24 protein-coding genes are annotated in these 23905 nt (G+C 65.4%); 10 read left to right on the top strand and 14 right to left on the bottom strand.

Annotated elements, in window-relative coordinates:
- Positions 1–6: 6 nt before the first annotated feature.
- Both ABB25_RS07990 and ABB25_RS07985 read left to right on the top strand, forming a co-directional pair.
- Positions 7–789: a ferredoxin--NADP reductase gene (locus ABB25_RS07990; RefSeq protein ID WP_057665683.1), complete on the top strand. Its 783-nt coding sequence runs from the start codon at positions 7–9 to the stop codon at positions 787–789.
- Between the two features lie 90 nt (positions 790–879).
- Positions 880–3285 carry an AAA family ATPase gene (locus ABB25_RS07985; protein WP_057665681.1) on the top strand — a complete coding sequence of 802 codons (2406 nt, stop codon included), beginning with the start codon at positions 880–882 and terminating at the stop codon, positions 3283–3285.
- A 50-nt stretch (positions 3286–3335) separates the two neighbouring features.
- Here the strand turns inward: ABB25_RS07985 and ABB25_RS07980 are convergent, their stop codons facing one another.
- Positions 3336–3824, bottom strand: a complete 489-nt coding sequence (locus ABB25_RS07980) for a glutathione peroxidase (protein WP_057665679.1) — start codon at positions 3822–3824, stop codon at positions 3336–3338.
- A gap of 128 nt (positions 3825–3952) precedes the next feature.
- Between ABB25_RS07980 and ABB25_RS07975 the strand changes: the two genes are divergently transcribed.
- The gene (locus tag ABB25_RS07975; RefSeq protein WP_057665678.1) at positions 3953–6118 is read left to right on the top strand and encodes a M3 family metallopeptidase; all 2166 of its coding nucleotides are present in this window, start codon (positions 3953–3955) and stop codon (positions 6116–6118) included.
- Positions 6119–6183: 65 nt separating this feature from the next.
- Here the strand turns inward: ABB25_RS07975 and cfa are convergent, their stop codons facing one another.
- The 3 genes from cfa to ABB25_RS07960 are packed head-to-tail and all read right to left on the bottom strand — an operon-like array spanning position 6184 to position 8476.
- On the bottom strand, positions 6184–7302 hold the full coding sequence (gene cfa / locus ABB25_RS07970) for a cyclopropane fatty acyl phospholipid synthase (protein WP_057665676.1): 1119 nt from the start codon (positions 7300–7302) through the stop codon (positions 6184–6186).
- Positions 7303–7318: 16 nt separating this feature from the next.
- Entirely contained in the window at positions 7319–8140 is an 822-nt protein-coding gene (locus tag ABB25_RS07965; RefSeq protein WP_057665674.1) for a DUF3298 and DUF4163 domain-containing protein, read from the bottom strand.
- A 24-nt stretch (positions 8141–8164) separates the two neighbouring features.
- Entirely contained in the window at positions 8165–8476 is a 312-nt protein-coding gene (locus ABB25_RS07960; RefSeq protein ID WP_244477773.1) for a GNAT family N-acetyltransferase, read from the bottom strand.
- Positions 8477–8661: 185 nt separating this feature from the next.
- Between ABB25_RS07960 and ABB25_RS14835 the strand changes: the two genes are divergently transcribed.
- Positions 8662–8835, top strand: a complete 174-nt coding sequence (locus ABB25_RS14835) for a hypothetical protein (RefSeq protein ID WP_169787802.1) — start codon at positions 8662–8664, stop codon at positions 8833–8835.
- 74 nt (positions 8836–8909) lie between these two features.
- On the opposite strand, the gene ABB25_RS07955 is transcribed toward ABB25_RS14835, so the two are convergent.
- Positions 8910–9530, bottom strand: a complete 621-nt coding sequence (locus ABB25_RS07955) for a rhomboid family intramembrane serine protease (RefSeq protein ID WP_057665672.1) — start codon at positions 9528–9530, stop codon at positions 8910–8912.
- Positions 9531–9543: 13 nt separating this feature from the next.
- Positions 9544–11106, bottom strand: a complete 1563-nt coding sequence (locus tag ABB25_RS07950) for a POT-type proton-dependent oligopeptide transporter (RefSeq protein WP_057665670.1) — start codon at positions 11104–11106, stop codon at positions 9544–9546.
- 128 nt (positions 11107–11234) lie between these two features.
- On the opposite strand from ABB25_RS07950, the gene ABB25_RS07945 reads away from it, so the two are divergent.
- A complete protein-coding gene (locus ABB25_RS07945; RefSeq protein ID WP_152981103.1) occupies positions 11235–12035 on the top strand; it encodes an endonuclease/exonuclease/phosphatase family protein in 801 nt (266 codons plus the stop codon).
- A 60-nt stretch (positions 12036–12095) separates the two neighbouring features.
- On the opposite strand, the gene ABB25_RS07940 is transcribed toward ABB25_RS07945, so the two are convergent.
- Positions 12096–12707, bottom strand: coding sequence for a superoxide dismutase (locus tag ABB25_RS07940; RefSeq protein WP_057665664.1), 612 nt, complete (start codon positions 12705–12707; stop codon positions 12096–12098).
- A gap of 192 nt (positions 12708–12899) precedes the next feature.
- Between ABB25_RS07940 and ABB25_RS07935 the strand changes: the two genes are divergently transcribed.
- Together ABB25_RS07935 and ABB25_RS07930 are read left to right on the top strand one after the other, a co-directional pair.
- Positions 12900–13400 carry a guanyl-specific ribonuclease gene (locus ABB25_RS07935; protein ID WP_083488187.1) on the top strand — a complete coding sequence of 167 codons (501 nt, stop codon included), beginning with the start codon at positions 12900–12902 and terminating at the stop codon, positions 13398–13400.
- A complete protein-coding gene (locus ABB25_RS07930) occupies positions 13400–13825 on the top strand; it encodes a barstar family protein (protein ID WP_083488186.1) in 426 nt (141 codons plus the stop codon). The genes ABB25_RS07935 and ABB25_RS07930 overlap by 1 nt, the downstream gene beginning before the upstream one ends.
- Positions 13826–13852: 27 nt before the next feature.
- Here the strand turns inward: ABB25_RS07930 and ABB25_RS07925 are convergent, their stop codons facing one another.
- Both ABB25_RS07925 and ABB25_RS07920 read right to left on the bottom strand, forming a co-directional pair.
- Positions 13853–14380 carry an SRPBCC family protein gene (locus ABB25_RS07925; RefSeq protein WP_057665661.1) on the bottom strand — a complete coding sequence of 176 codons (528 nt, stop codon included), beginning with the start codon at positions 14378–14380 and terminating at the stop codon, positions 13853–13855.
- A gap of 75 nt (positions 14381–14455) precedes the next feature.
- Positions 14456–16351 carry an ATP-binding cassette domain-containing protein gene (locus tag ABB25_RS07920; protein WP_057665660.1) on the bottom strand — a complete coding sequence of 632 codons (1896 nt, stop codon included), beginning with the start codon at positions 16349–16351 and terminating at the stop codon, positions 14456–14458.
- A gap of 379 nt (positions 16352–16730) precedes the next feature.
- Here ABB25_RS07920 and dbpA point away from each other — a divergent pair, with 379 nt between their 5' ends.
- Complete coding sequence (gene dbpA, locus ABB25_RS07915) at positions 16731–18107, top strand: ATP-dependent RNA helicase DbpA (protein WP_057665658.1); 1377 nt, start codon at positions 16731–16733, stop codon at positions 18105–18107.
- A 79-nt stretch (positions 18108–18186) separates the two neighbouring features.
- Here the strand turns inward: dbpA and ABB25_RS07910 are convergent, their stop codons facing one another.
- The 5 genes from ABB25_RS07910 to ABB25_RS07890 form a co-directional block, all read right to left on the bottom strand.
- Positions 18187–18510 carry a hypothetical protein gene (locus ABB25_RS07910; RefSeq protein WP_152981102.1) on the bottom strand — a complete coding sequence of 108 codons (324 nt, stop codon included), beginning with the start codon at positions 18508–18510 and terminating at the stop codon, positions 18187–18189.
- 11 nt (positions 18511–18521) lie between these two features.
- A complete protein-coding gene (locus ABB25_RS07905) occupies positions 18522–19304 on the bottom strand; it encodes a thioesterase family protein (protein ID WP_057665655.1) in 783 nt (260 codons plus the stop codon).
- Between the two features lie 51 nt (positions 19305–19355).
- Positions 19356–19892, bottom strand: a complete 537-nt coding sequence (locus tag ABB25_RS07900; RefSeq protein WP_057665653.1) for an adenine phosphoribosyltransferase — start codon at positions 19890–19892, stop codon at positions 19356–19358.
- A gap of 61 nt (positions 19893–19953) precedes the next feature.
- Complete coding sequence (locus ABB25_RS07895; RefSeq protein ID WP_057665651.1) at positions 19954–21513, bottom strand: protein adenylyltransferase SelO; 1560 nt, start codon at positions 21511–21513, stop codon at positions 19954–19956.
- A gap of 134 nt (positions 21514–21647) precedes the next feature.
- Positions 21648–21857, bottom strand: a complete 210-nt coding sequence (locus tag ABB25_RS07890) for a cold-shock protein (protein WP_057665649.1) — start codon at positions 21855–21857, stop codon at positions 21648–21650.
- A 290-nt stretch (positions 21858–22147) separates the two neighbouring features.
- On the opposite strand from ABB25_RS07890, the gene ABB25_RS07885 reads away from it, so the two are divergent.
- Together ABB25_RS07885 and ABB25_RS07880 are read left to right on the top strand one after the other, a co-directional pair.
- Positions 22148–22702, top strand: a complete 555-nt coding sequence (locus tag ABB25_RS07885) for a YaeQ family protein (RefSeq protein WP_057665646.1) — start codon at positions 22148–22150, stop codon at positions 22700–22702.
- 1 nt (position 22703) lies between these two features.
- Positions 22704–23888 carry a BaiN/RdsA family NAD(P)/FAD-dependent oxidoreductase gene (locus ABB25_RS07880; protein WP_057665644.1) on the top strand — a complete coding sequence of 395 codons (1185 nt, stop codon included), beginning with the start codon at positions 22704–22706 and terminating at the stop codon, positions 23886–23888.
- The last annotated feature ends 17 nt before the right edge of the window (positions 23889–23905 follow it).

Here is a 23905-nt window from a genome sequence, read left to right as displayed (position 1 = left end):
TCACTCATGTCTGCTGCCTACGGCTACGAAACCGTGCTTGCGGTCCACCACTGGACCGATGCCTATTTCAGCTTCACCACCACCCGCGATGCCGGCTTCCGTTTCGAAAACGGCCAGTTCGTGATGATTGGCCTGGAAAACGAAGGTGCCCGGCCGTTGCTGCGCGCCTACTCCATTGCCAGTGCCAACTGGGAGGAGCGGCTGCACTTTTTCAGCATCAAGGTGGCCGACGGACCGCTGACCTCGCGCCTGCAGCACCTCAAGCCCGGTGACAAGGTCCTGGTCGGCAAGAAGCCCACCGGCACCCTGCTGATCACCGACCTGCACCCCGGAAAGCACCTGTACCTGCTCGGTACCGGTACCGGCCTGGCGCCGTGGCTGTCCATCGTCAAGGACCCGGAAACCTACGAGCGCTTCGAGAAGGTCATCGTCTGTCATGGCGTGCGCTTCGAGAAGGATCTGGCCTACCGCGAATTTTTCGAAAAGACCCTGCCCAACGACGAGATCCTGGGCGATATCGTGCGCGACAAGCTGCTGTATTACCCGGCCGTCACCCGCGAGCCGTTTGCCAACCAGGGCCGCCTGACCACCCTGATGGAAAACGGCCAGATGCCGCGTACGCTGGGCCTGCCGGATTTCGACCCGGCCAATGACCGCTTCATGATCTGCGGCAGCCCGCAGATGCTGGCTGACCTGCGCCAGGTCCTGGACGCGCGTGGCTTCGAGGTGTCCCCGCGCATCGGCCAGCCGGGCCATTACGTGTTTGAACGGGCCTTCGTGGAAAAGTAAGCAAGCGCTTAACGCTGCTGTACAAATTCCCTATAGTGCTGCGGGTCGGACGTTCCAGTCCGACCCGTTTTGTTTTCAGGGGGACAGTTCATGGGCGCCACATCTTCCCGCGCCGGTTTCATCGACACGCAACGCCAGCAGCTGCTGGAGCAATCGGCACAGCTGCAGGGCCGCCTGGCCGCTGCCACACAAGCCGCGCAGCCGGCACTGGCCAGTGCCAACGGCGCCGCCAGCCAACTGCGTGAGCGACTGTGGAAAAACGCAGTGGCAGCCACGCGCAAGCAGGTCATCAAACGTGCGGGCAAAGGACATCTGTGGCAGGCCATGAGCCTGCGCGCGGTGACCGGTGGCCGCACCTGGCTGACCGTGCTGCTATGGGCGGTGGTGCTGTACCTGGTGTTTGGCAAGAACAGCCTGATGGGCACCATTGCGATGGTGTCCTATGAATTCAGCGACCTGTTGCTACCGGTCCTGCTGCCAATCTTCCTGCTGCTCAACCATGGCCTGGGCGTGGCCATCTGGGCCGGGCTTGCCTGGTGGGGGCGGCGCAAGCTCGCAGCCCGCAGCGCCGCCAGCCAGCTGGCGCTGCTTGATGAACTGGCCGGCCTGACTCCCACCTTGGTCGCCCTGGGTAGCAAGGCCAGCGATGGCCGCCGCTTCCCCTACCCGGCCTACAGTGCACCGGCAGACTCGCCCGGCCAGGCGATTGCCGGCTGGCAGCTGAGCGAGGCGCACGACAATTCCAACAGCGTGCAGATCGGCCTGACCACTGCCCAGGACGGCTATGTGCTGTCGCTGCGCCTGGCCGCCAACGGCCATCCGGCCGGCTTTGCCATGATCAACGGCCACATGCAGTCACGCAGTGCCCAGCTTGCCGAGCTGGCGGCCGACCTGGCCGAGCCGCTGCAGGCCCTGGCCGCCCCGGCCCAGGAACTTGCCCGGGCTGCCGAGCCGCTGGCCCGCGAGCAGGCCGCCATGGAGGCCCTGTCCGCCCGTCTGGCGTCGCTGGACAGGGTGGAGCGCAACTGGCAGGACGTGGCTATACCCAATGACACCCTGGAAACCATCCTCAAGCTGGTGGATCGCTTTGCCGCCGGCGTGCCCCCCCTGCCCCGTGGCATCCTGCTCTGGGGCCCGCCGGGCACCGGCAAGACCCTGATCGCGCGCAAGCTGGCCGAGCATGTGGAGTGCAACTTTGTCGCGGTCACCATCGCCGACCTGAAGGCCGAATACATCGGCCAGACCGGTCCCAAGGTCAAGAAACTCTGGACCGATGCCCGCAGCAAGGGGCCGACCATCCTGTTCGTTGACGAGTGCGAAAGCGCGTTTGCCCGACGCGGCGGCCGTGACACCGATACCTTCGGCAACGAGCTGGTGCAGACCTTCATCGCCGAGTGGGACGGCTTCAACCAGGGCGGTGGCAATGTGCTGGTGATCGGCGCGACCAACCGTCGTGAGCTGATCGATGATGCGGTGCTCTCGCGTTTTTCCTCGTCCATCGAGCTGCCTGCCCCCAATGCCGAGGCCCGCCAGCGCATTCTGGCCAGTGAGTTCGACAAAGCCAATGTCGCCCTGCCGGTCACCGAGGTGCTGGTGCGCGAGACCACCGGCATGAGCGGCCGTGATCTCTCCACCCTGGTCACCAACGTGGTTTCCGGTCATCCGGCAGGCCAGCCGGCCATCGAGGATTTCGTTGCTGCCGTGGCCCGGCTGCGTGGCAAGTCCTCGACTTCGGTTCAGACCCTGACCTGGGATGACATCATCCTGCCGGCGGCCACGCGTCGCGAGTTCGAGTCACTGGGCAAGGAACTGGTCCACGCCGAGGAGCTGGCGAAGATGAACCTGCCGGTGCCGCGCGGCATCCTGCTCTACGGCCCGCCGGGGACCGGCAAGACCCAGATCGCCCGTGTGCTGGCCAGCCAGTCCGGCCTGTCCTTCATCGCCGCCTCCTCGGCCGACCTGAAGTCATCCAACATCGGTGCATCGGGCGAGAAGGTGAAACAGCTGTTCGAGCGGGCACGCGCCCAGGCCCCGTGCATCTTGTTCCTGGACGAGCTGGACACCATCGCCCGCTCCCGTGACGGTGGCGATGTGATGACCACCGAGATCGTCGCCCAGATGCTGCAGGAACTGGACGGCATCGGCTCGCGTCCGGGCCAGGTATTCCTGCTGGCCGCCACCAACCTGCCTGACAGCATCGATGCGGCCCTGCTCTCGCGCCTGGAGCGCAAGATCGAAGTGGCCCTGCCGGATCTGGAAGCACGCCGCGGCATTGTCCGCCTGCAATTGGCCGGCAAGCCGATCGAAGGCGACCAAGACAGCCTGATCGAGCAACTGGCACAGTCCACGGCCGGCCTGTCCGGTCGCGACCTGCAGTCCCTGGTCACTGCCGGCACCCGCAGCGCGCTGCAGCGGGCAATGGTCGATCACGGCGATCCGACCAAGGTCAGCATTCGCGCCGAGGACCTGCTGGGTCAGCTGGCGACCGCCGTCTGATCCGGCATCGACGTGCTGCCCAGGACGGCCGGGAATTACCCGGCCGTTTTTCATGGCGCCTGCAGGGCGTGGAGGATGTCGGCTTCCAGTTGTGCCGGGGATCGGGTGGGGCTGTAGCGGCGCAATACCTGTCCGTCCCGACCGATCAGGAACTTGGTGAAATTCCACTTGATGGCGCGCGTGCCCAGCAGCCCGCGCTTCTGCTTGCCCAGCCATTGCCACAACGGGTCGGCCTGCTCACCCTTCACATCAACCTTGGCCGACAACGGGAAGCTGACGCCGTAATCAAGCTGGCAAAACGACTGGATCTGCGCCGCATCGCCGGGCTCCTGGCCACCGAACTGGTTGCAGGGAAAGCCAATCACCACCAGTCCCTGATCGCGGTAGCGCTGCCACAACGCTTCCAGCCCGGTGTACTGCGGGGTAAAACCGCAACGACTGGCCACATTGACCAGCAGCAGCGACTGGCCGCGCCATTGCGACAAGGCCTGCGGCTGACCGTGGATGTCATTGAAAACAAAATCAAAAACCGAATCCACCGGGTGGGTTTCCTGTATGAAATGGAGGCGGTGACGCGCCCGCTGCGGCAGGCGACGGCGGCCTATGTCGAGTCCAGCACGGCCATGCGGTACTCTCACAGGCGGTTCACCACCCGGAGGATATCGCCTTGCCTACCCGTCTCGCACTTGCCCTGGCCCTGTCGCTGGGCCTGTCGGCCCCGGCCTTTGCCGACGCTGCGCCGAATGCTGCCACCGCCCAAGCCGCCAATCCGTTCTTTGCCGAAAGCGCGCTGCCGCTGCACTACCCGGCCTTTGACAGGATTGCCGACAGCGACTTTGCCCCGGCCTTCGATGCCGGTATGGCCCAGGAACTGGAAGAAGTGGAGGCCATTGCCAACAATCCGGCCGCAGCGACCTTCGACAACACCATCCTGGCCATGGAGCGCAGCGGCGCGATCCTGCAGCGCGCCCGTACCGTCTTCTCGGCCCTGGCCGGTGCCGACACCAATGACGCACGCAAGGCGCTGCAGACCCAGTACGCCACCCGCTTTGCCGCCCATCGCGATGCCATCGCGCTGAACAGCAAGCTGTTCGAGCGCATTGCTGCCCTGTATGCCCAGCGCAATGATCTGGGTCTGGATGCCGAAGGCGTGCGCCTGATCGAGCGCTACTACGAAAACTTCGAGCGCGGTGGTGCCCGGCTGTCCGACGCCGACAAGGCCAAGGTCAAGGCGATCAACGCCGAACTGGCCGAGCTCGGCGCCAAGTTCAACCTCAATGTGCTCAACGAGGTCAACAGCTCCTACATCGTGGTGGAGGATGTGGCCGAACTGGCCGGCCTGTCCGAAGGCCAGATTGCCGCCACTGCCGAGGCCGCCAAGGCCCGCGGTCTGGAAGGCAAGTACGTCATTGCCCTGCTCAACACCACCGGTCAGCCGCTGCTGAGCAACCTGGCCAACCGCGACCTGCGCCAGAAGCTCTACGAGGCATCGATCAATCGCGGCTCCAAGGGCGGCGACTACGACAACACCGCCCTGGTCTCGCGCATCATGGCCCTGCGTGCCGAAAAGGCCGCGCTGATGGGTCACCCGAATTTCGCCGCTTATGGCCTGGGCAACCAGACCGCAAAGACTCCCGAAGCGGTCAATGCCATGCTGCGCCAGCTGGCACCGGCTGCCGTGGCCAACGCCCAGCGCGAGGCCGCCGACCTGCAGGCGATGATCGATGCCGAGCAGCAGGCCGCCGGCCAGCCGACCTTCCAGCTGCAGCCCTGGGACTGGGCCTACTACAGCGAGAAGGTGCGCCAGGCCAAGTACAACTTCGACGAATCCCAGCTCAAGCCGTACTTCGAAATCACCCGCGTACTGGAAGACGGCGTGTTCTTTGCCGCCGAGAAGGAATTCGGCCTGAGCTTCAAGCAGCGCACCGACCTGCCGGTCTACCACCCGGATGTGACCGTCTATGACGTGTTCAACGCCGACGGCAGCCAGCTGGCGATCTTCCTGTTCGACCCCTACGCCCGTGCCTCCAAGCGTGGCGGCGCGTGGATGAATGCCTACGTCAGCCAGTCCGGGCTGACCGGTGACCTGCCGGTGGTAGCCAACCACCTCAACATCCCCAAGCCGCCGGTCGGCCAGCCGACCCTGCTGACCTGGGACGAGGTCACCACCACCTTCCACGAGTTCGGCCATGCCCTGCACGGCATGTTCTCCGACGTGAAGTACCCGTCCTTCGCCGGCACCGCCGTGCCACGTGACTTCGTCGAGTTCCCTTCCCAGGTCAACGAGATGTGGGCCGACGAGCCGACCATCCTGGCCAACTATGCCAAGCACCACCAGACCGGCGATGCCATGCCACAGGCCCTGCTGGACAAGGTCGTTGCCGCCGCCAAGTTCAACCAGGGCTTCATGACCACCGAGTACCTGGGCGCTGCGATGCTCGACCAGGCCTGGCACCAGATCAGTGCCGGGCAGGTGCCCGCACCGGCCGATGTGATCGCCTTCGAGCGCAAGGCGCTGGAAGACGCCGGCATCTACTATGCCCCGGTGCCGCCGCGTTACCGCACCACCTACTTCAGCCACATCATGGGCGGTTACTCGGCCGGCTATTACGCCTACATCTGGTCCGAAGTACTCGATGCCAACACCCAGCAGTGGTTCAAGCAGAACGGCGGGCTGACCCGGGCCAACGGCGATCACTTCCGCAAGACCCTGCTCTCGCGTGGTGGCAGCGCCGATGCGATGCAGATCTTCCGCGACTTTGCCGGTCACGAGCCGCAGATCGGGCCGCTGCTGGAAAAGCGTGGGCTGGTCCCGGCTGACGCTGCCCAGTAAACAACCGCGCCTGCAGACACACCGCCCGGCATTGCCGGGCGGTTTTTCATTGGCAATCCAGCGCCTCAGCGCGGTGCCCGGTAGCCACCGGGCACCCCTTCCGGTGACAGCACCAGTTGCCACAACTGGGCGCGGCGGCTGCGGAAGGTGGCCATCGACCCGGCCAGGTAGAAGTGCCACATGCGGCGAAAGCGCTGGTCATAGCGCAGTGCGTCCAGCCGTGGCCAAGCGGCCTGGATGTTGCTCCACCAGGCCTGCAGGGTACGGTCGTAGTCGGTGCCGAAATTGTGCCAGTCCTCGAGCACGAACAGGCCTTCGCTGGCGCTGGCAATCTGCGCGGCCGAAGGCAGCATCGAGTTGGGGAAGATGTACCGTGCGATCCACGGGTCGGTGCGATGGCGCGAGACATTGGTGCCGATGGTATGCAGCAGGAACAGCCCCTGCGGGCGCAGGCAACGCCGGACCACCTGGAAGTAGTCGCGGTAATTCTTCTCGCCCACGTGCTCGAACATGCCCAGCGAGAGGATGGCATCGAAGGGCTCATCGAGCTGGTGGTAGTCCTGCAAGCGGATTTCTACCGGCAGCCCGGCACACAGGCGCCGGGCATGCTCGGCCTGTTCGACGGAAATGGTGATACCCACGCCTTGAACGCCATAGCGCTCGGCGGCGAATTTCAATGCCTCGCCCCAGCCGCAGCCGATGTCCAGCACGCGCTGGCCCGGCTGCAAGCGCAATTTGCGGCAGACCAGGTCCAGTTTGGCTTCCTGCGCCTGGTCCAGATCGGCGGCTTGCCGCCAGTAGCCACAGCTGTACACCATCCATCGCCCGAGCATGGCCTGGTACAGGTCGTTGCCCAGGTCGTAGTGGCGGCGACCGACCTCGTAGCTGCCCTTGCCTGCCTGCAGATTGAACAGCCGGGCCTTGAGGGCATCCACCAGCTCGCCCATGCCGTGCACACGCTCGTCAATGCGTGCCTGCATCAGCTGGAACAGGAAGGCATCCAGCCGTACGGCGTCCCAGCAACCGTCCATGTAGCTTTCGCCCAGGCCCAGCGAGCCATGGGCCAGCACCCGCGCATGGAAGTGCGGGTCATGTACGGTGATGTCCTGCTCCCGTTGGCCACCGACGCTGATGTCGGCCTCCTCCAGCAAAGCAACCACGCGTTGTTGCAATCCCAGATCCACCGTCCCCTCCTGTGTCTTATCCGGCTGCGAAAAGCCCCCTGAATTCGGCCGCGATGTGCGGCAACAGCACACTGACCGGCACGTCCACCGTCTGCGTACCATCGGAATAAGGGCCGACCTGGTACGGCGGAAAAACAAACCGCAAGGCCGTGATCTGGCCCTGACGATCAACCACCGGCAGGAACTGGCTGAAATTCTCCATTTCCGGCGCGGTGCCCTCGTTGATCATCCGGCGGGCATTGGAGCGTGCCGATGCCAGCTCCTCGGCCGAGAGCTGGTCGGCACGCAGACGGTTTTCCATCTGCTGGACCAGGGCATTCTGGACATAGTCGGCCAGTGCCGCGCGGCTGGCTGGCTCGGTGATCAACGCATCGATGGGCAGCAGACGCTGCTGCTGCTTGAGCCAGACAAAACGCGCCATCAACGGCTGGCCGTGGGCACCGCCGGTATAGCGACTGCCATCGGCCGATACCGCCATAAATGCCGGGGTATCGGCGCTGACGGTGAAACTCAGGCTCAGCTCATAGGGTGCCCGTGGCTGGTCGTTGCCCAGGCCATCGAGCGCCATCTGCAGTTCGTCGCGGGCCTGCCCGGCATACTGCTGCAACACGCCAGCCAATCCGGCCGGGATGCTGGCATCGTGCGGATAACTGATGCCGATGATCCTGCTCGGCGAGGTCTCGATCACATCGACCAATGCCACCGTCTCTGGCCTGGCTTCGGAGCCGGCAGCAGCAGGGGTCGCTGACGGCCTGGGCTCAGCAGCCGGCTCGGGTTTGCACCCGGCCTGGGTCAGGCACAGCATCACTACGGAAACCAGCACAGCATGCTTGTTCATATCACCTCCCTGTAGGCTGCAGATTCAGCGGACAACCAGATCCTGGTACTGCGGGTGGCGCCGGATATAGGACTGGGTGTAACTGCACACAGGCACCACCGTCAGCCCTGACTGACGCGCATGCTCCAGTGCCTGCTCGTTGAGCCGTGCGGCAATCCCCTGCCCGGCAACCGCCTCGGGCACCTGGGTATGGGTGATGATCATCTGCTGGTCGGCGAGTCGATACTCGACAAAGGCCAGATGGCCGTCCTGCTCAAGGGTGAAACGGTGGCCTGCGGGGTCGTGCGTGATCATGGCGGTGGGCATGGATTTGAACAGGTAGCAGCGGAAAACCATGCAAGTATCCTGCCCAGGCTGCACGGGTTGCGTGAATGCAGGAAAGCACGGCAGGTAGTGTCACTTTACGTCAGTTACTGGCCGGGATTCCTGGCCTTGTCCCTGCCAAGCCACTGTTTTGTTTGCCGATGACCTGGCATGCGATTTGCTTGCTGGAAAGCAGTCGTCGATGACGGAGGGGCTTTATGGATAACAGCACCAGTGAACCGGGCCGACCCGACCACGATCAGAGCTTGCTGGAAGGGTTGTTCCAGCTGGCCATCAGTGGCCAGTCCGGCGGGCATGATTTCGCCCTGATCGAGCGTGAGGTGTATGCCCGTCTGCAGGACACCTATCAGTCGCCCACCACTGCGTCATAGCACCGGCGGATGCGGCCGGCGCCTGCAGGAAGGCCCCGTCATTGACGGGGCCTTCTGCATTGGGACCGTTAGGCTTACAGCGAGAAGCTGGGGTTGGCCAGGCGCTGCAGGAAATGGCCCAGTATCCCCGGCTCCATGCACAGCATGAACAGCACGCCAAAGGCAGCACCGGCCAGATGTGCGCTGTGGTTGATCTGGTCGCCACCGCGCTTGTCCATCCACAGGCTGTAGCCGACATAGAACACCGCATACACAATGGCCGGTGCCGGAATGAACAGCACGAAGATCAGCGACCACGGCGAAAGCAGGATGAAGGCAAACAGCACGGCTGACACCGCACCGGACGCGCCCAGGCTCAGGTAATTGGGGTTGTTCTTGTTTTTCAGGTAAGTGGGCAGGATCGATACCACCAGCGCACCCAGGTAGAACAGCGGGAAGGTCAACACGCTGCCGCTGATCTGGGCCATCACCTGTTCGATCAGCCGGCCGAAGAAGAACAGCGTGATCATGTTGAAGATCAGGTGCGCCCAGTCGGCATGGATGAAGCCATAGCCGATCAGACGGTCGTACTGGCGGTGACGGCTGATCGCCGGCGGCCACAGGATCAGGCGGTCAGCCAGGCGGCGGTTGTTGAACGCCTGCCAGCTGACCAGGCCGGTGATGGCAATGAGCAGGAAGGTAAACGGGGACTGCATTGCATTGGGTCCTTCAGGCAGCGCGGTAGTTGTCCACGGCCTTGTAGGTCCGTGCATACAGACCGAAAGCGATGGCGGCGATGAAGGCAAAGCCAGCGAAGAAGAACATCAAAAACGCCGCCTCGCTCAGGCCGGTGCTGGCGATCTTGTCAGTGACGCCCTGGTTGCGCACCGCTGCATTGGACAGCAGCACCCACAGGTTGCCGATGGTGGTGGTCAGGTTCCAGAAGCTCATCACCACGCCCTTCATTGCCGCCGGTGCCTGGCTGTAGGCAAACTCCAGACCGGTGGCCGAGACCAGCACCTCACCGAAGGTCAGCAGGGCGTACGGCAGGATCTGCCAGGCAATGGACATGGCATTGCCGCCGTCCATCATCACCTGGATGCCACCGACCACGATCCAGGCCAGACCCGAGAAGGCGATACCGGCAGTCATGCGGCGCAGCGCGGTCGGCTCCATGCCCATGCGGCGCAGGGCCGGGTACAGGACCATGTTGTTGAACGGGATCAGGATCATCACCAGCAGCGGGTTCAGCGCCTGCATCTGCGAGGGCGTGAACCAGGACGGCATGCTCATCTGGCTGCCCTGCAGCACCCAGGTCGAGGCCTTCTGGTCAAACAGCGAGAAGAACGGGGTGGTCAGGGCGAAGATCACCAGCACCTTCATCACCGAGCGCACGCCATCGACCGATTCGGCCGGATGCACGCCGCGGGCGCGGTCCAGCTGCATCATGGTGCCGCCACCGATGCCGGCCAGGATCAACACCAGGGCGATACACAGGCAGATCACGATGCCCAGCTGCGGCACCAGCCCCATCGAGGCGATGGCAGCGATCACACCGGTCACCGCCACCCACAGGCCGGGACGGCCCTGGCCCGGCGACTGGGTCAGCAAGGCGGTGCGGATCACATTGCCGAAGGAGTTCGGATCCTTGGGCGGCAGCGGCACCAGCACGTACTTCTTGCGCCCCATCCAGAAAATGAAGGTGGCAATGAACATCAGGATGCCAGGGATGCCGAAGGCCCAGGCCGGACCGTAGTTCTTCAGCACCAGCGGGATCAGCAGCGAGGCAAACAGCGAGCCGAAGTTGATGATCCAGTAGAAGGCATCAAAGACAAGCTTGGCCAGGTGCTTGTTGGACTGGTCGAACTGGTCGCCCATGAACGAGGCCACCAACGGCTTGATGCCACCGGCGCCCAGGGCAATCAGGCCCAGACCCAGCATGAAGCCCTGGCGGCTGTCCTCGAACAGCGCCAGGCAGGCATGGCCGGCGCAGTAGATCAGCGAGAACCAGAGGATGGTGTGGTACTTGCCGAAGAACTTGTCGGCCAGCCAGCCACCGAGCAGCGGGAAGAAATACACCCCGATCATGAAGCTGTGCATGATGTCCTTGGCTTCGGACGCGCGGCCTTCGGCGGTCAACTCCTGCAGCAGCAGCGAGGTGATCAGGAACTGCACCAGGATGTTGCGCATTCCGTAGAAACTGAAGCGTTCGCAGGCTTCGTTGCCGATGATGTACGGAATCTGGCGGGGCATCTTGCCGGCAGTGGGCGCGGCGGAAGCGGGGGTCGTCATGTCGCTGGCGATCCTGGAAATTTTCAAGCCTGCAAGACTACCGCATATGCCCGGGGCAGTGCCGACTATTGCACGCGCTGTGCACCGGCAGCCGGCGATACTGGCCCGCCCACCCGTTGCCGTGGCCCATGCCCCGACTGCTGCCCCGCTGCATTGCCCTGTGTCTTGTGCTGTCTGCAGCGCTGCCGCTGCAGGCACGTCCTGCGTATCTGGTGGTGGCCAATATTGCGTTGCCGGAAAGCGTGTGGCCGTCCCGACGCGAGCAGGTCCTTGCCCTGCTGACCCGGGCCACACCGGATGTCCTGGTGGTGCAGGACGTTCACGTCCAGGGCAGCAGTCCTGTGGATGTCTGCAGCCTGGCCCAGCCCCTGCGGATGCATTGTGACTTTGTCAGCGCCGATCCCCCCAGCCGGCCGCACCGTCGCGGCACCGCCCTGCTCAGTGCACGACCGGTGATGGAGGATGGTGCCACCCTGCTGCATGCCCAGGATGGCAGTGCGCCGGTAGCGGCCGGTTACCTGCGGCTGCTGGTCGGGCAGCAGCAGGTCCGGCTGTATACCGCCAGCCTGGTCGCAGGCCAGCAGCATCACCCGCGTCGGCTGCGCCAGGCTGCCGATCTTCGCAACTGGATGACCAGCCATGCACCGGCAGCGACTACGCTGATCGCAGGCCGTTTTGGCTCCCAGCATGCCGAGTTGCAGCAATTGATGCCGGGCCTGCGTGCCGCACGGCGCAGTGCCGGCACCCCCCAGGCCCATGGCCTGGACGTGCTGTATCAAAACCAGCAGGCACGGCTGCATGCAGTGACCCTGCTGGAGCTGCAGGAGCCCGCGCCACTGCGGCAAGGCGCCGATGCTCCCGCCTCGCCGGCACCGCTGCTGGGCCTGGTGGTGGAGCTGGAACTGCAACAGCCATCGGCAGAGGCTTGAGGTGAAAGACAAAGGCCGGGCAATGCCCGGCCTTTGTCTGCAACAACGGGAATCCAGGACTCAGCCGATGGCGGCCTGGTAACGGGCTTCCACCGCGTTCCAGTCGATCAGGTTGTAGAACTGGGCGATGAATTCCGGACGGCGGTTCTGGTACTTCAGGTAGTAGGCGTGCTCCCACACGTCGATGGTCAGCACCGGGGTACGGCCTTCCATCAGCGGGCTTTCCTGGTTGCCGGTCTTCTCGATCACCAGCTTGCCGTCGGTGGTGACGCTCAGCCAGGCCCAGCCGGAACCGAACTGGGTGGTGGCGGCCTTGGTGAACTCTTCCTTGAACTTGTCAAAGCCACCGAGCTGCTCGTCGATGGCCTTGGCCAGCGCGCCGACCGGTGCACCACCGGCATTGGGGCCGATCACGTCCCAGAACAGGGCATGGTTGGCGTGGCCACCGCCCTGGTTGCGGATGCCCTGCTGCAGCGGCTGCGGAATCTGCGATACCTGGCGCAGCAGGTCTTCCACGGACAGGTCGGCATATTCGGTGCCTTCGACCAGTGCGTTGAGGTTGTTGACGTAGGTCTGGTGGTGCTTGCCGTGGTGGATCTCCACGGTCTGGGCATCCATGAACGGCTCGAGGGCGTCGCTGGCGAACTTCAGTGCGGGCAGGCTGTGTGCCATGGGGCTATCTCCTGGTGATGCATGGGACGTCGGCAGGCTGCCGACACGTACTAACTGTGCAATGGTAGGGATGCCGGCCCAACTTACCAAGGGTGGCATCAAGGAAAGTTCTGTTTCAGCCATCGGCGGACACTGCCAGGCGGTCACGGTTTGCGGATAATCAGCCCTGATTTCCTGCATGACGGTCCATCGATGGGCAAGCGTTCCAGAAAACAATCGCGCCGCAATCACCCACTGGCCTGGCTGGCCACGGCCGTCCTCGGCCTGGCCGCGCTCTGGCTCGGCGTCAGCCCGGAGCGTCTGCGCAGCGACCCGGCGCAGGCACTGGAACAGATCGCTCCGGCCATCGCGCGTGCTGGCAGCGGTACCGGCACGGCGGCCACACCGGAGCCAGCCCCTTCCGGGCAGTGGCCTGCGTTCCTGACCCCCGAGGCGCGGCAGACCGTGGCCCTGATCCAGCGCGGCGGGCCCTACCCTTACCGCCAGGACGGCACCGTCTTCGGCAACCGCGAACGCCTGCTGCCACCGCGCGAACGCGGCTGGTATCGCGAGTACACCGTGGACACCCCGGGCCTGAGCCATCGCGGCCCACGGCGTATCGTCACCGGCGGCCATCCGCCACGCGAGTGGTATTACACCGCCGACCACTACGCCAGCTTCCGCCCCTTCACCCCGCCTGCGAGCCGCCACTGATGAACCAACATCCTCCTGCCGCGGCGCCGGTTACCGGCAATGGCGTGCGTGACATCCCGGCCAGCATGCTGCCCGAACTGATCGACGCGGCCGAGCGTGCCGGGCTGCGGGTGGCGCGCCTGGCCCTGGCCGATACCCATGACAAGCCGACCCTGCTGGCCCTGTTTGCCGCGGCGATGGCCTTTCCCGACGGGCTGGGCGGCAACTGGGATGCGCTGGCCGATGCGCTGGGTGACCTGTCCTGGCTGGACGCCGGCGGCCATGTACTGGTCCTGGACGGCACTGCCGACCTGGAGAAGGCTGACCACGAGGTGCTGGACACCGCGCTGGATATCCTGGCCGAAGCCGCAGCCGGCTGGGCCATGCGCGGGGTGGCGTTCCAGGTATTTACCTGCAGCGAAGCGTTGCCGGTGACACCCGGCTGAGAGCCGGCTGATCAGCGCTTGCCGGGATCAACGGGTGCCGGCCCAGCGCACCAGTCCATCAAGCTGCTGGGCCTGGACCCGGTCCACGACCGCTGCCAGTGCAGTCAGGTCGGTCGTGCTGTAACCGCCGACGGTGTAACGCCATACCACCCGGGTGGCCTGGCCCTGCGGCTCCAGCGTCCATTCGGCCACGCCGTGCAGGCCCATCGCCTGCAAGGGTCCGAGCCCGCCCAGCAGGCGCAGGCGCTGCCCCGGTTCGACCAGGGCGACCTGCAGGTGCTGGGCCTGGCGCTCGCCGGCCAGCTCGCAGAAGCAGCCACCGGCATGGGCATCCAGACGCAACGTGCTCTCGCTGCCCCACCAGCTGTGGTCCTTTGGCCACCAATGGTCGATACCGGCGGTCATCGCCTCCCAGATCCTGTCGGCCGGGGCCTGCACCAGCTCGCTGTTTTCCAGCTCAAAGCCGTTGGCCGAGGCCTGGCGCACCTCGGCACGCGCCGGCAGCGCCAGGCCGCAGGCCAGCACGGTGGCGATCAGGATCCATGTTGGTGTCATTGCCCCTCTCCCGGTCTTGGTCAAGGGGCAGCATGCGGGCAGTGCCCGCCGGCGACAAGCGCCGGGCAGGCTCTCTCAGCCGTCCAGCTCTTCCCAGCGGGCGTAGGCGGCATCGAGTTTTGCCTGCACCGCCGACAGCTTCTGGGTGTGGGCAGTGACCTCGGCGCTGGAACGGGTATAGAAGGCCGGGTCGTTCATTGCCGCAGTCAGCCCTTCCACGTCCAGTTCCAGCTGCTCGATCAGGCCCGGCAGCTGCTCCAGCTCGCGTGCATCCTTGTAGCTGAGCTTCTTCTTTGCCACTGCCGGCTCGGCTGCTGCCGAGGCGGCGGCAACGGCAGCCGCCGGCCTGGTTTCCACCGGCCGGGCCGCGGCCATGGCTGCGGCGGCAACACGGTCGCGGTCGCGAACCCAGTCGCTGTAGCCGCCCACGTACTCGCCGATCTTCCCGTCGCCTTCCATCACCATGGTCGAGGTCACGACGTTGTCGATGAAGTCACGGTCATGGCTGACCAGCAGCAGGGTGCCCGGGTAGTCGCCGAGCAGCTCTTCCAGCAGCTCCAGGGTTTCCACGTCCAGGTCGTTGGTCGGTTCGTCCATCACCAGCAGGTTGGACGGCTGGGCGAACAGCTTGGCCAGCAGCAGGCGGTTGCGCTCGCCACCGGACAGCCGGGTGATCGGCGCGCGTGCCCGCTCGGGGGTGAACAGGAAGTCCTGCAGGTAGGCATGCACGTGCTTGCGCTTGCCGTTGAACTCGAGGAAATCCTGGCCCTCGGCCACGTTCTCGATCGCGCTCCAGTCCTCGCGCAGGGTCGCACGGTACTGGTCGAAATAGGCAATCTGCAGGTTGGTGCCAAGCTTGACCTCGCCGCTGTCCGGGGCCAGCTCGCCGAGCATCAGCTTGAGCAGGGTGGTCTTGCCACTGCCGTTGGGCCCGATCAGGCCGATGCGGTCACCGCGCATGACCAGGGTGGAGAAGTCCTTGACCATGCTGCGCTCACCGAAGGCAAAGCTGACATCCTTCAGCTCGATCACCTTCTTGCCGGAGTTCTCACCCACGGCCGCTTCCATGCGCACGTTGCCGCCCAGTTCGCGGCGGGCGCTGCGCTCGTTGCGCAGCGCCTTCAGGCGGCGCACACGGCCCTCATCACGGGTACGCCGGGCCTTGATGCCCTGGCGGATCCAGACCTCCTCCTGTGCCAGCAGCTTGTCGAACCTGGCACTTTCCTGGGCCTGGGCATGCAGGCGCTCCTCGCGGCGGCGCTCGTAGTTGGCCCAGTCGCCCGGCCAGCTGGTGACCTGGCCGCGGTCGATCTCGACGATGCGGGTGGCCAGCGCACGCAGGAAGCGGCGGTCATGGGTGACAAAGACCACGCAGCCGGCCCAGCCCTTGAGGAAGGCTTCCAGCCAGTCGATCGCCTCGATGTCCAGGTGGTTGGTCGGCTCGTCCAGCAGCAGCACGTCCGGGGCAGCGACCAGCGCACGGGCCAGCAGCACGCGGCGCTTCATGCCGCCGGACAGGCGGGCAAATTCCAGCTCGCCATCCAGTTCCAGTTTGGTCAGGGTCTCGGCCACGCGCTGGTCCAGGCCCCAGCCATCGACCTCTTCAATCCGGGTCTGCACCGCAGCGACCGCATCGCCGTCGTAATCCTCGGCATGGGTCAGGCGGTGGAATTCGGCCAGCCAATGGCCGAGCTCGCCCAGGCCATCGGCAACCACGTCAAACACGCTGCCGGCCGCGCCATGCGGCACCTCCTGTTCCAGCCGGGTGATGCGCACGCCCTGCTGGACGCGGATCTCGCCATCGTCCGGCTTCAGTTCGCCGGCCATCAATTTCATCAGGGTGGATTTGCCGGCGCCGTTGCGGCCGATCAGGGCGATGCGCTCGCCCGGTTCGATCGACAGTTCGGCTTTTTCCAGCAACAGTGGGCCGCCGACGCTGTAGTCGACGTTTTGCAGAGTGATCAAAGGCATGCCGCCATTGTACGGGTTGGGCGGTACGATGGGCGCCGATGTGGGATCACCGCCATGCTCAACAGACGTGCAAAGGCCGGCGGACGTTGCCACTGCGGATGCTCAAGCCGCCCGAGGGCGCTCAACACCGGCAGCCACGATGGCCGGGGTGCTGGCCCGGGGGGGCGCACCTGCTGCAGCTGTGCCACTGCCCGGGCGGCCTGCGCGGCATTGCTACTGAGCGGCGACAGCTGGGGGTACGTACGAAGCGCCGGCGCTGTTGATCGCTGCCAGCCACGCGATCCGTGGCGCTTCGGCAGTGAGGGCCGGGCTCGCTCTGGCCATGACAGTGACCAGCGTGGGATCAGGCACGACGGCGCGTCATCTGCGAAAATGGGCCATGAGCGACTTTTCCTCCCTTCCGCTGAATGCAGCGCTGCGCCCCGGCCTTGATGCCCTGGGTTATACCTCCATGACCCCGGTGCAGGCCGATGCCCTGCCGGTGATCCTTGCCGGCCGCGACCTGATCGCCCAGGCACCGACCGGCAGTGGCAAGACCGCCGCCTTTGGCCTGGGCCTGCTCAACAAGCTGGATCCGAGTGTGTCGCGCACCCAGGCGCTGGTGCTGTGCCCGACCCGCGAGCTGGCCGACCAGGTCGGCGCCCAGCTGCGCAAGCTGGCCACCGGCATCGCCAACCTCAAGCTCAGCGTGCTCACCGGCGGCATTGCCCTGGACCCACAGATCGCTTCGTTGCAGGCGCATGATCCGGTCGTGGTCGTCGGCACCCCCGGCCGGGTGCAGGAGCTCGCCCGCAAGCGTTTCCTGAACCTGGGCCAGGTGCGCACCTTCGTGCTGGACGAGGCCGACCGCATGCTGGACATGGGCTTTGCCGAGCCGATTGCCGAGCTGGCCGGGCGCACCCACGCCCAGCGCCAGAGCCTGCTGTTCTCGGCCACCTTCCCGGAAGAAATCCGCGAACTGGCCCGTGAGCTGTTCAATGATCCGGTGGAAGTCACCGTCGATGGCAACGAACACGCCCCGGCAATCACCGAACTGTTCTGCGAAGCCGAGCCGGCGGTGAAGCAGAAAGCGCTGGCCGGGCTGCTGCTCAAGTACACGCCCGAATCGGCGGTGGTGTTCTGCAACACCCGCAAGGACGTGGATGAAGTGGCCCGTTCGCTGCAGGAATTCGGTTTCTCCGCGCTGGCCCTGCACGGCGAGCTGGAGCAGCGCGACCGAGAGGAGGTGCTGGTGCGCCTGAGCAACCGCAGCTGCAATGTACTTGTGGCCAGCGACGTGGCCGCCCGCGGCCTGGATGTGGAGGAACTGGCGGCCGTGATCAACTACGAGCTGCCCACCGATACCGAGAGCTACCGCCACCGGATTGGCCGTACCGGCCGCGCCGGCGCCACCGGGCTGGCCATCTCGCTGGTGGCTGCGCGCGAGAAGCCGCGTGCGCAGGCTCTGGAAGTGCTGGCTGGTGAACCACTGAACTGGCAGAAAACCCCGCTCGCCACCGCCCGCCCGGCGCAGCTGCCACAGGCGGCGATGGTTACCCTGCGCATCGATGGCGGCAAGACCGACAAGCTGCGCGCTGGCGACATCCTCGGTGCGCTCACCGGCGAGGCCGGGCTGTCGGGCAAGGCGATCGGCAAGATCGTGATCCAGCCCACCCGCTCCTATGTGGCCATTGCCCGCGAGCAGGTCGGCCGCGCACTGGCCAAGCTGGAAGCCGGCAAGATCAAGGGCAAGCGCTTTCGCGTGCGCAAGCTCTGATCGCACCCGGCAGACGCTGACGCTGCAGACGGCCGGCCCGGTGCCGGCCATCTGCTTTTGGGTTCAGCCACGGCGTGCCTCAACGGCGATGCCAGCACAGCACGGCGATCATCAATGCCACCAGCGGCAGCTGGGCCAGGCCAACGCCATCGGCCCCGGCACGATGCTGCAACAACACGCACAAGCCGTTGATGCCGGCCAACAGCAGCGGCACGATCGCGCGACGGGATCGGCGCATGGGCAGCACAACCGCTGCGCCCCAGGCCGCCAGCAGCGGCCAGGTGGGGAGGTCCGGGGCAAATTCGTAGACATTGCAGATGGCCCACCAGGCACTCCAGCCCAGTAGTGAGCACAACAGCAGCAAGTGACCGCTGCGGCGCAGCCAGCGCGATGAAGCAGACACGGGAACGGCCATCAGGCAAATACCGCCACGCATTGGCGCCCGCGCAACAGCAGGCGGCCGCATTCGTCCCAGACCTGCATGCTCTGCACCGAATAGCCGTCTGCCGCGTGGACACTGGCCGACCGCAACAGGTACCACTGGGTCGGTTGCAGCGGCCCGAGCAGGTCCAGCGACCAGGTGATGGTACTGATCGGTGCCGGCCGGGTGTAAGCGGTGAAGGCTGCTGGCGGCAAGGCATCGGCAACGGCCAGCAGGGCAACGGCCGGATCCACCCCGGCGGCGTCGGCATGTGCCAGCCACATCACCATTTCCGGCGTGTCGGCGCCGGACAGGGGCATCGCTCCGGCCGCTGGCCGCAGTTGGAAATGCCGGATGAAAGCCGGGGCAAATGGCATGGCCGCCAGATCCACCATCGGATAACGGTCGTGACTGCTTGCCGGGGGCGGCGGTGAAAAATCGTGGGCTATCGTGCTGGAACGCTCCTGGCCGAATACGAACAGGGCGCGTGCCGCCATGCCGCTGTCGCCTGCCACGTCCACACCGATGCTGGACACCGACTTGCCGCTGCGCAATGTGCTGGCGCTGTAACGCAGCCGGCCATCCGCAGGCCCGACAAAGGCCAGCTGGGCAGAACGCAGTGTGCCCTGCCCTGCCGGCAGCACGCGCAGCGCTGCCAGCAGGGCCGTGGCCGCCGTCAGGCCACCGTAGGCGGTGCGCCCCTGGCACCAATCATCAGGAAGGGACAGGCCGGCATCCGGATCGAACCCGGCCAGCAGTTGGCGCAAACCGGCCATCGCGGCCTCCGCAGCAAGACAAGGTCGCCAGACTACCCAATCCCCGGGCGATCACACCACCAGGCTGGCGTGCAGCGGCACGTCGCCGGGCCAACGCAAGCGCCCTGCCAGCGCAGCCAGCTCGATCAGCACTGCGCCGCCCACCACCTCCAGCTGCAGCTGTCGGGCCAGCGCCACCGCAGCGGCCAGGGTGCCACCGGTGGCAAGCACATCATCGACGATCAGCACGCGGGTACCGGCAGGCAGTGCGTCAGCCTGCATCTGGATGCAGTCACTGCCATATTCCAGCGCGTAGTGCTCACTGACCACTGGGCCCGGCAGCTTGCCGTGCTTGCGCACCGGGACAAAGGGCAGGTCCATCTGCAGGGCCATCGCACTGCCCAGGATGAAACCACGCGCCTCCACCCCGAGCACGGCCTGCGGGGCAATCTGCTGCCACGGCGCGATCAGGGTCTGCAATGCCTGCGCCCGCGCCTGTGGGTGGGCCAGCAGCGGATTGATGTCCTTGAAGACGATGCCCGGCTTGGGAAAATCGGCCACATCCCGCAACTGTGCCGTCCACGCGGGCGATTGATCAGGGTTGTTCATTGGCTTGCCGGTTGCAAAACGGCCGCTCAGTGTAGCGCCCAGCGGATGTAGCGCAGATCACTCAGGAACTGCACGACAGCAGGCTGCAACCCGGTTGCTGGCGCAGGTGGGGCGGGCAGACGGCCACCAGGTCGGCCATTGCCGGATTTTCCACATACGGCTGTTGCAGCGCCTGGCTCAGGCGTTGCAGCGGCTGCAGGTCATTGCGCGCCGCCGCCTGCGCGGCGCGGTGCAGCAGCCAGTTGCGCGGCGTCAGCCAGGGATTGACCGCATTCATGGCGGCCGCACGCACGGCCGCCTCCTGTCCGTGCGCGGCAACAGCGAGACGGTAATCGGCCAGCCACGCCAGCAAGGCCTGCTGCGCCTGCGCAAATGCCGACGGTGCGGTGATGGCATTGGCAAACAGCAGCGAGGGCGTACTGGCCAGCGCATTGTCGCCACGTACCCGCGCCAGGGCCCGGTAGGCCAGACTCATGTCCAGCTGCGCCTGGGCCATCAAGCCCTCCCAGCGACGCTGCAGCGCCAGTGCCTCCGGCCCGCCGGGCAAGCCAAGCTTGGCCGCGGCATCACGCAACCGGCACTGGGCCAGATGCCGGTCGTAAGCTGCCAGACCATCGGCCAGGTGCTGGCTGTCGCGGCACAGCGGCGCCAGTGCCTGCGCCAGCGCCACCAGGTTCCAGCGCACCATCGCCGGCTGTGCGGCATAACAGTAGCGACTGTGGGTATCGCTGGTATTGGGGGTGTAATCAGGGTCGAACACCTCCATCCAGCCAAACGGCCCGTAATCGATGGTCAACCCGGCCAGATGCATGTTGTCGGTGTTGAGTACGCCGTGGACAAACCCTACCCGCTGCCAGTGGCTGACCAGCTCGGCACTGGCCACCGCCACGTGTGCCAACAACGCCGCGGCCGGCTCGGCCACACCGAGCAACTGCGGGTAATGACGCTGCACGGTGAAATCCACCAGCGCCTGCAGCAGTTCAGTCTCGCCACGCCAGGCCGGCAACTGCAGGCTGCCAAAGCGCAGGAAACTGGGCGCCACCCGGCACACAATCGCCCCCGGCTCGGGCCGCGGATTGCCGTCATACAGCACATCGCGCACCACCGTGGCACCGGTGGTCAACAGGCACAGTGCATCGGTTGTGGGAACGCCCAGTGCGGCCATCGCCTGACTGGCGAGGTACTCGCGCAATGACGAGCGCAACACCGCACGGCCATCGCCGCTGCGGGAGAACGGAGTCTGCCCGGCGCCTTTGAGCTGGATCTCCCAGCCCCTGCCCTGCCGATCACGCAGCTCGCCCAGACTCAAGGCCCGCCCATCGCCCAGCTGCCCGGCCCAATGGCCGAACTGGTGCCCGCCATAATTGGCTGCCCACGGGGTCATGCCGCTGTACAGCGCGCTGCCTCCCAAGACCTGGGTGAAACCGGGGTCACTGAACAGTGCTGCGTCCAGGCCGAGACGGTCAGCCAGTTGCCAGTCAACGGCAATGATCCTTGCCGCCGGTACCGGCGTTGGCCAGGCCGCCGCCCAGGCGGCCTGGTGCAGCTGGCGCACGCCACTGTGGCGCTCGGCTTGCCCGCTCACCTGGTCAATGAAACGGCCCTGTTCGATCCACTGCATGGGCCACCCTGTACTGGCTGCTTGCTCTATGTATTACGTATTGCGTGCGGCCTGTTTCGTAACGAAATGGCCGCCAAACAAAAGAACGCCGGCGCAAGCGCCGGCGTTCAAGGCATCACAGGTGCACTGTAAAATTACAGCGGCTGAACCTGGTCAGCCTGCATGCCCTTCTGGCCCTGGACGGCGACGAAGGAAACCTTCTGGCCTTCCTGCAGCGACTTGAAGCCGTTGCCCATGATGGCGCGGAAGTGCACGAACAGGTCCGGGCCGCTTTCCGGGGTGATGAAACCAAAGCCCTTAGCGTCGTTGAACCACTTAACGGTGCCGGTCTGACGATCAGACATTTGCAAACTCCTGAAACTTGATGAAAAAAAATCGCAGCCATCGACAAATGGCCGAGACTGAGTTGCAGGTTAGCAAAGCGGATCGATGTTCAGCCGCGTTAAGCGGTGCGACACCAGGCCACGATTTACGGTGACCCTGACAAACACAGTACGAGTACCATACGCGGCTTTTATCGAAAAAGCGATAACCCGCTGAGAATATTTTGCCTGCTTTCATCCAAAGCGGGCGCCAGGCCACGGTTGACGCTGCGCGACCGCTACAATGACGCCTGCCCTTCGGACCCAAACTCATGGCCCTGACCGCCACAGTGCGCAAGGTTGCGCTGAATATCAGCGACATCGACCGCGGCTACTACGCCGAACATCACCTGACCTATGCCCAGCACCCTTCCGAGACGGATGAACGGCTGATGGTACGGATTGCCGCCTTTGCACTGCTGGCCGATGAACGGCTGCTTGCCGGTGCCGGATTGAGCAACGAAGACGAACCGGATCTGTGGAAACACGATTACAGCGGCCAGATCGAGACCTGGCTGGACCTGGGGCAGCCAGACCCGGCGCGCATCCGCAAGGCCTGCAACCGCGCCGCCCACGTGGTGGTGGTCAACTACGGCGATCAGAGTGCCGAGGTCTGGTGGGAGAAGAACCGCAGCGCCCTGATGCGGCATGACAATCTGACCGTGATCGGCTTTGATGCCGCCACGGTGGCGGCCCTGGGCCAGCGGATTGCGCGCAGCATGCGTTTTGATGTGCTGATCCAGGATGGCGAGATGCAGCTGATCGGTGGCGACGCCCATTTTGACCCGCTGACCATTGTCCCGCTGTGGCGCAAGCGCGAGGCCTGAGGTGGCAGTGATTGATTGTGATGTGCTGGTCATCGGCGCCGGCGCCGCGGGCCTGTTTGCCGCCTTCAGCGCCGGCCAGCGTGGTCGCCGGGTACAGGTGATCGACCATGCCAACAAGGTCGGCAAGAAGATCCTGATGTCCGGTGGCGGCCGCTGCAACTTCACCAATACCGGCACCAGCCCGGCCAATTACCTGTCGGCCAACCCGCACTTCTGCAAGTCGGCACTGGCGCGCTACACCCCGTCCGACTTCATCGCCTTGGTCAACAAGCACAAGATTGCCTTCCACGAGAAGGAACTGGGGCAGCTGTTCTGTGACAGCTCGTCCAAGGCGATCGTGCGCCTGTTGATGGACGAATGCGCCGCTGCCGGCGTGCAGGTGCGCACCGACACCACCGTCGAGGCCATCGAGACCATTGCCGACGGCTGGCAACTGCGCACCAGTGGCGGTGTGTTTACCGCCCGCTCGCTGGTGGTGGCCACCGGCGGGCTGTCGGTGCCGACCATGGGCGCCACCGGCTTTGGCTACCAGGTTGCCCGCCAGTTCGGGCATGCCGTGCTGCCCACCCGTGCCGGACTGGTGCCGCTGACCCTGTCGGGCAAACCGCTGCAGCAGTTTGATGGCCTGTCCGGGGTGGCACTGGAGGTACAGGCCAGCTGCGGCAAGGCCAGTTTCCGCAACCAGATGCTGATCACCCACCGCGGTGTCTCCGGCCCGGCCATCCTGCAGATTTCCAACTACTGGCAACCTGGACAGCCGCTGCACCTTGACCTGCTGCCCGGCATCGATGCGCTGGCCTGGCTGGAGCACAACCGGCGCGAACGCGGGGCCAGTGAGCTGCGTACCGTGCTGGCCGAGGTCCTGCCCAAGCGCCTGGCCCAGCGGCTGTGCGAGCTGTGGCTGGGTGACAAGCCCATGCGCCAGTTCGATCCGCGCCAGCTCGCAACGGCGGCCAGGCTGTTGAATGATTTTCCACTGACGGCCTCCGGCACCGAGGGCTACCGCACCGCCGAAGTCACGCTGGGCGGCGTGGATACCAACAAGATCTCCTCGACAACGATGGAGTCCCGGCTGCAGCCCGGACTGTTCTTCATCGGCGAGGTCCTGGATGTCACCGGCTGGCTTGGCGGCTACAACTTCCAGTGGGCCTGGGCTTCGGCACATGCCGCCGCGCAGGCGGTGTGACGCAACGGGTCAGTTCC

The organism is Stenotrophomonas koreensis, assembly GCF_001431525.1.
Taxonomy (GTDB): Bacteria; Pseudomonadota; Gammaproteobacteria; order Xanthomonadales; family Xanthomonadaceae; genus Stenotrophomonas; species Stenotrophomonas koreensis.
This window is presented reverse-complemented; position numbering and strand designations above follow the sequence as displayed.

Excerpts from the sequence above, each read along its gene's own strand:
- ABB25_RS07990 (WP_057665683.1), top strand. The coding sequence starts at position 7 with ATGTCTGCTGCCTACGGCTACGAAACCGTGCTTGCGGTCCACCACTGG.
- ABB25_RS07985 (WP_057665681.1), top strand. The coding sequence starts at position 880 with ATGGGCGCCACATCTTCCCGCGCCGGTTTCATCGACACGCAACGCCAG.
- ABB25_RS07965 (WP_057665674.1), bottom strand. The coding sequence starts at position 8,140 with ATGAACAAGCATGCTGTGCTGGTTTCCGTAGTGATGCTGTGCCTGACC.
- ABB25_RS07960 (WP_244477773.1), bottom strand. The coding sequence starts at position 8,476 with ATGGTTTTCCGCTGCTACCTGTTCAAATCCATGCCCACCGCCATGATC.
- ABB25_RS14835 (WP_169787802.1), top strand. The coding sequence starts at position 8,662 with ATGGATAACAGCACCAGTGAACCGGGCCGACCCGACCACGATCAGAGC.
- ABB25_RS07955 (WP_057665672.1), bottom strand. The coding sequence starts at position 9,530 with ATGCAGTCCCCGTTTACCTTCCTGCTCATTGCCATCACCGGCCTGGTC.
- ABB25_RS07950 (WP_057665670.1), bottom strand. The coding sequence starts at position 11,106 with ATGACGACCCCCGCTTCCGCCGCGCCCACTGCCGGCAAGATGCCCCGC.
- ABB25_RS07945 (WP_152981103.1), top strand. The coding sequence starts at position 11,235 with ATGCCCCGACTGCTGCCCCGCTGCATTGCCCTGTGTCTTGTGCTGTCT.
- ABB25_RS07940 (WP_057665664.1), bottom strand. The coding sequence starts at position 12,707 with ATGGCACACAGCCTGCCCGCACTGAAGTTCGCCAGCGACGCCCTCGAG.
- ABB25_RS07935 (WP_083488187.1), top strand. The coding sequence starts at position 12,900 with ATGGGCAAGCGTTCCAGAAAACAATCGCGCCGCAATCACCCACTGGCC.
- ABB25_RS07930 (WP_083488186.1), top strand. The coding sequence starts at position 13,400 with ATGAACCAACATCCTCCTGCCGCGGCGCCGGTTACCGGCAATGGCGTG.
- ABB25_RS07925 (WP_057665661.1), bottom strand. The coding sequence starts at position 14,380 with ATGACACCAACATGGATCCTGATCGCCACCGTGCTGGCCTGCGGCCTG.
- ABB25_RS07920 (WP_057665660.1), bottom strand. The coding sequence starts at position 16,351 with ATGCCTTTGATCACTCTGCAAAACGTCGACTACAGCGTCGGCGGCCCA.
- dbpA (WP_057665658.1), top strand. The coding sequence starts at position 16,731 with ATGAGCGACTTTTCCTCCCTTCCGCTGAATGCAGCGCTGCGCCCCGGC.
- ABB25_RS07905 (WP_057665655.1), bottom strand. The coding sequence starts at position 19,304 with ATGGCCGGTTTGCGCCAACTGCTGGCCGGGTTCGATCCGGATGCCGGC.
- ABB25_RS07900 (WP_057665653.1), bottom strand. The coding sequence starts at position 19,892 with ATGAACAACCCTGATCAATCGCCCGCGTGGACGGCACAGTTGCGGGAT.
- ABB25_RS07895 (WP_057665651.1), bottom strand. The coding sequence starts at position 21,513 with ATGCAGTGGATCGAACAGGGCCGTTTCATTGACCAGGTGAGCGGGCAA.
- ABB25_RS07890 (WP_057665649.1), bottom strand. The coding sequence starts at position 21,857 with ATGTCTGATCGTCAGACCGGCACCGTTAAGTGGTTCAACGACGCTAAG.
- ABB25_RS07885 (WP_057665646.1), top strand. The coding sequence starts at position 22,148 with ATGGCCCTGACCGCCACAGTGCGCAAGGTTGCGCTGAATATCAGCGAC.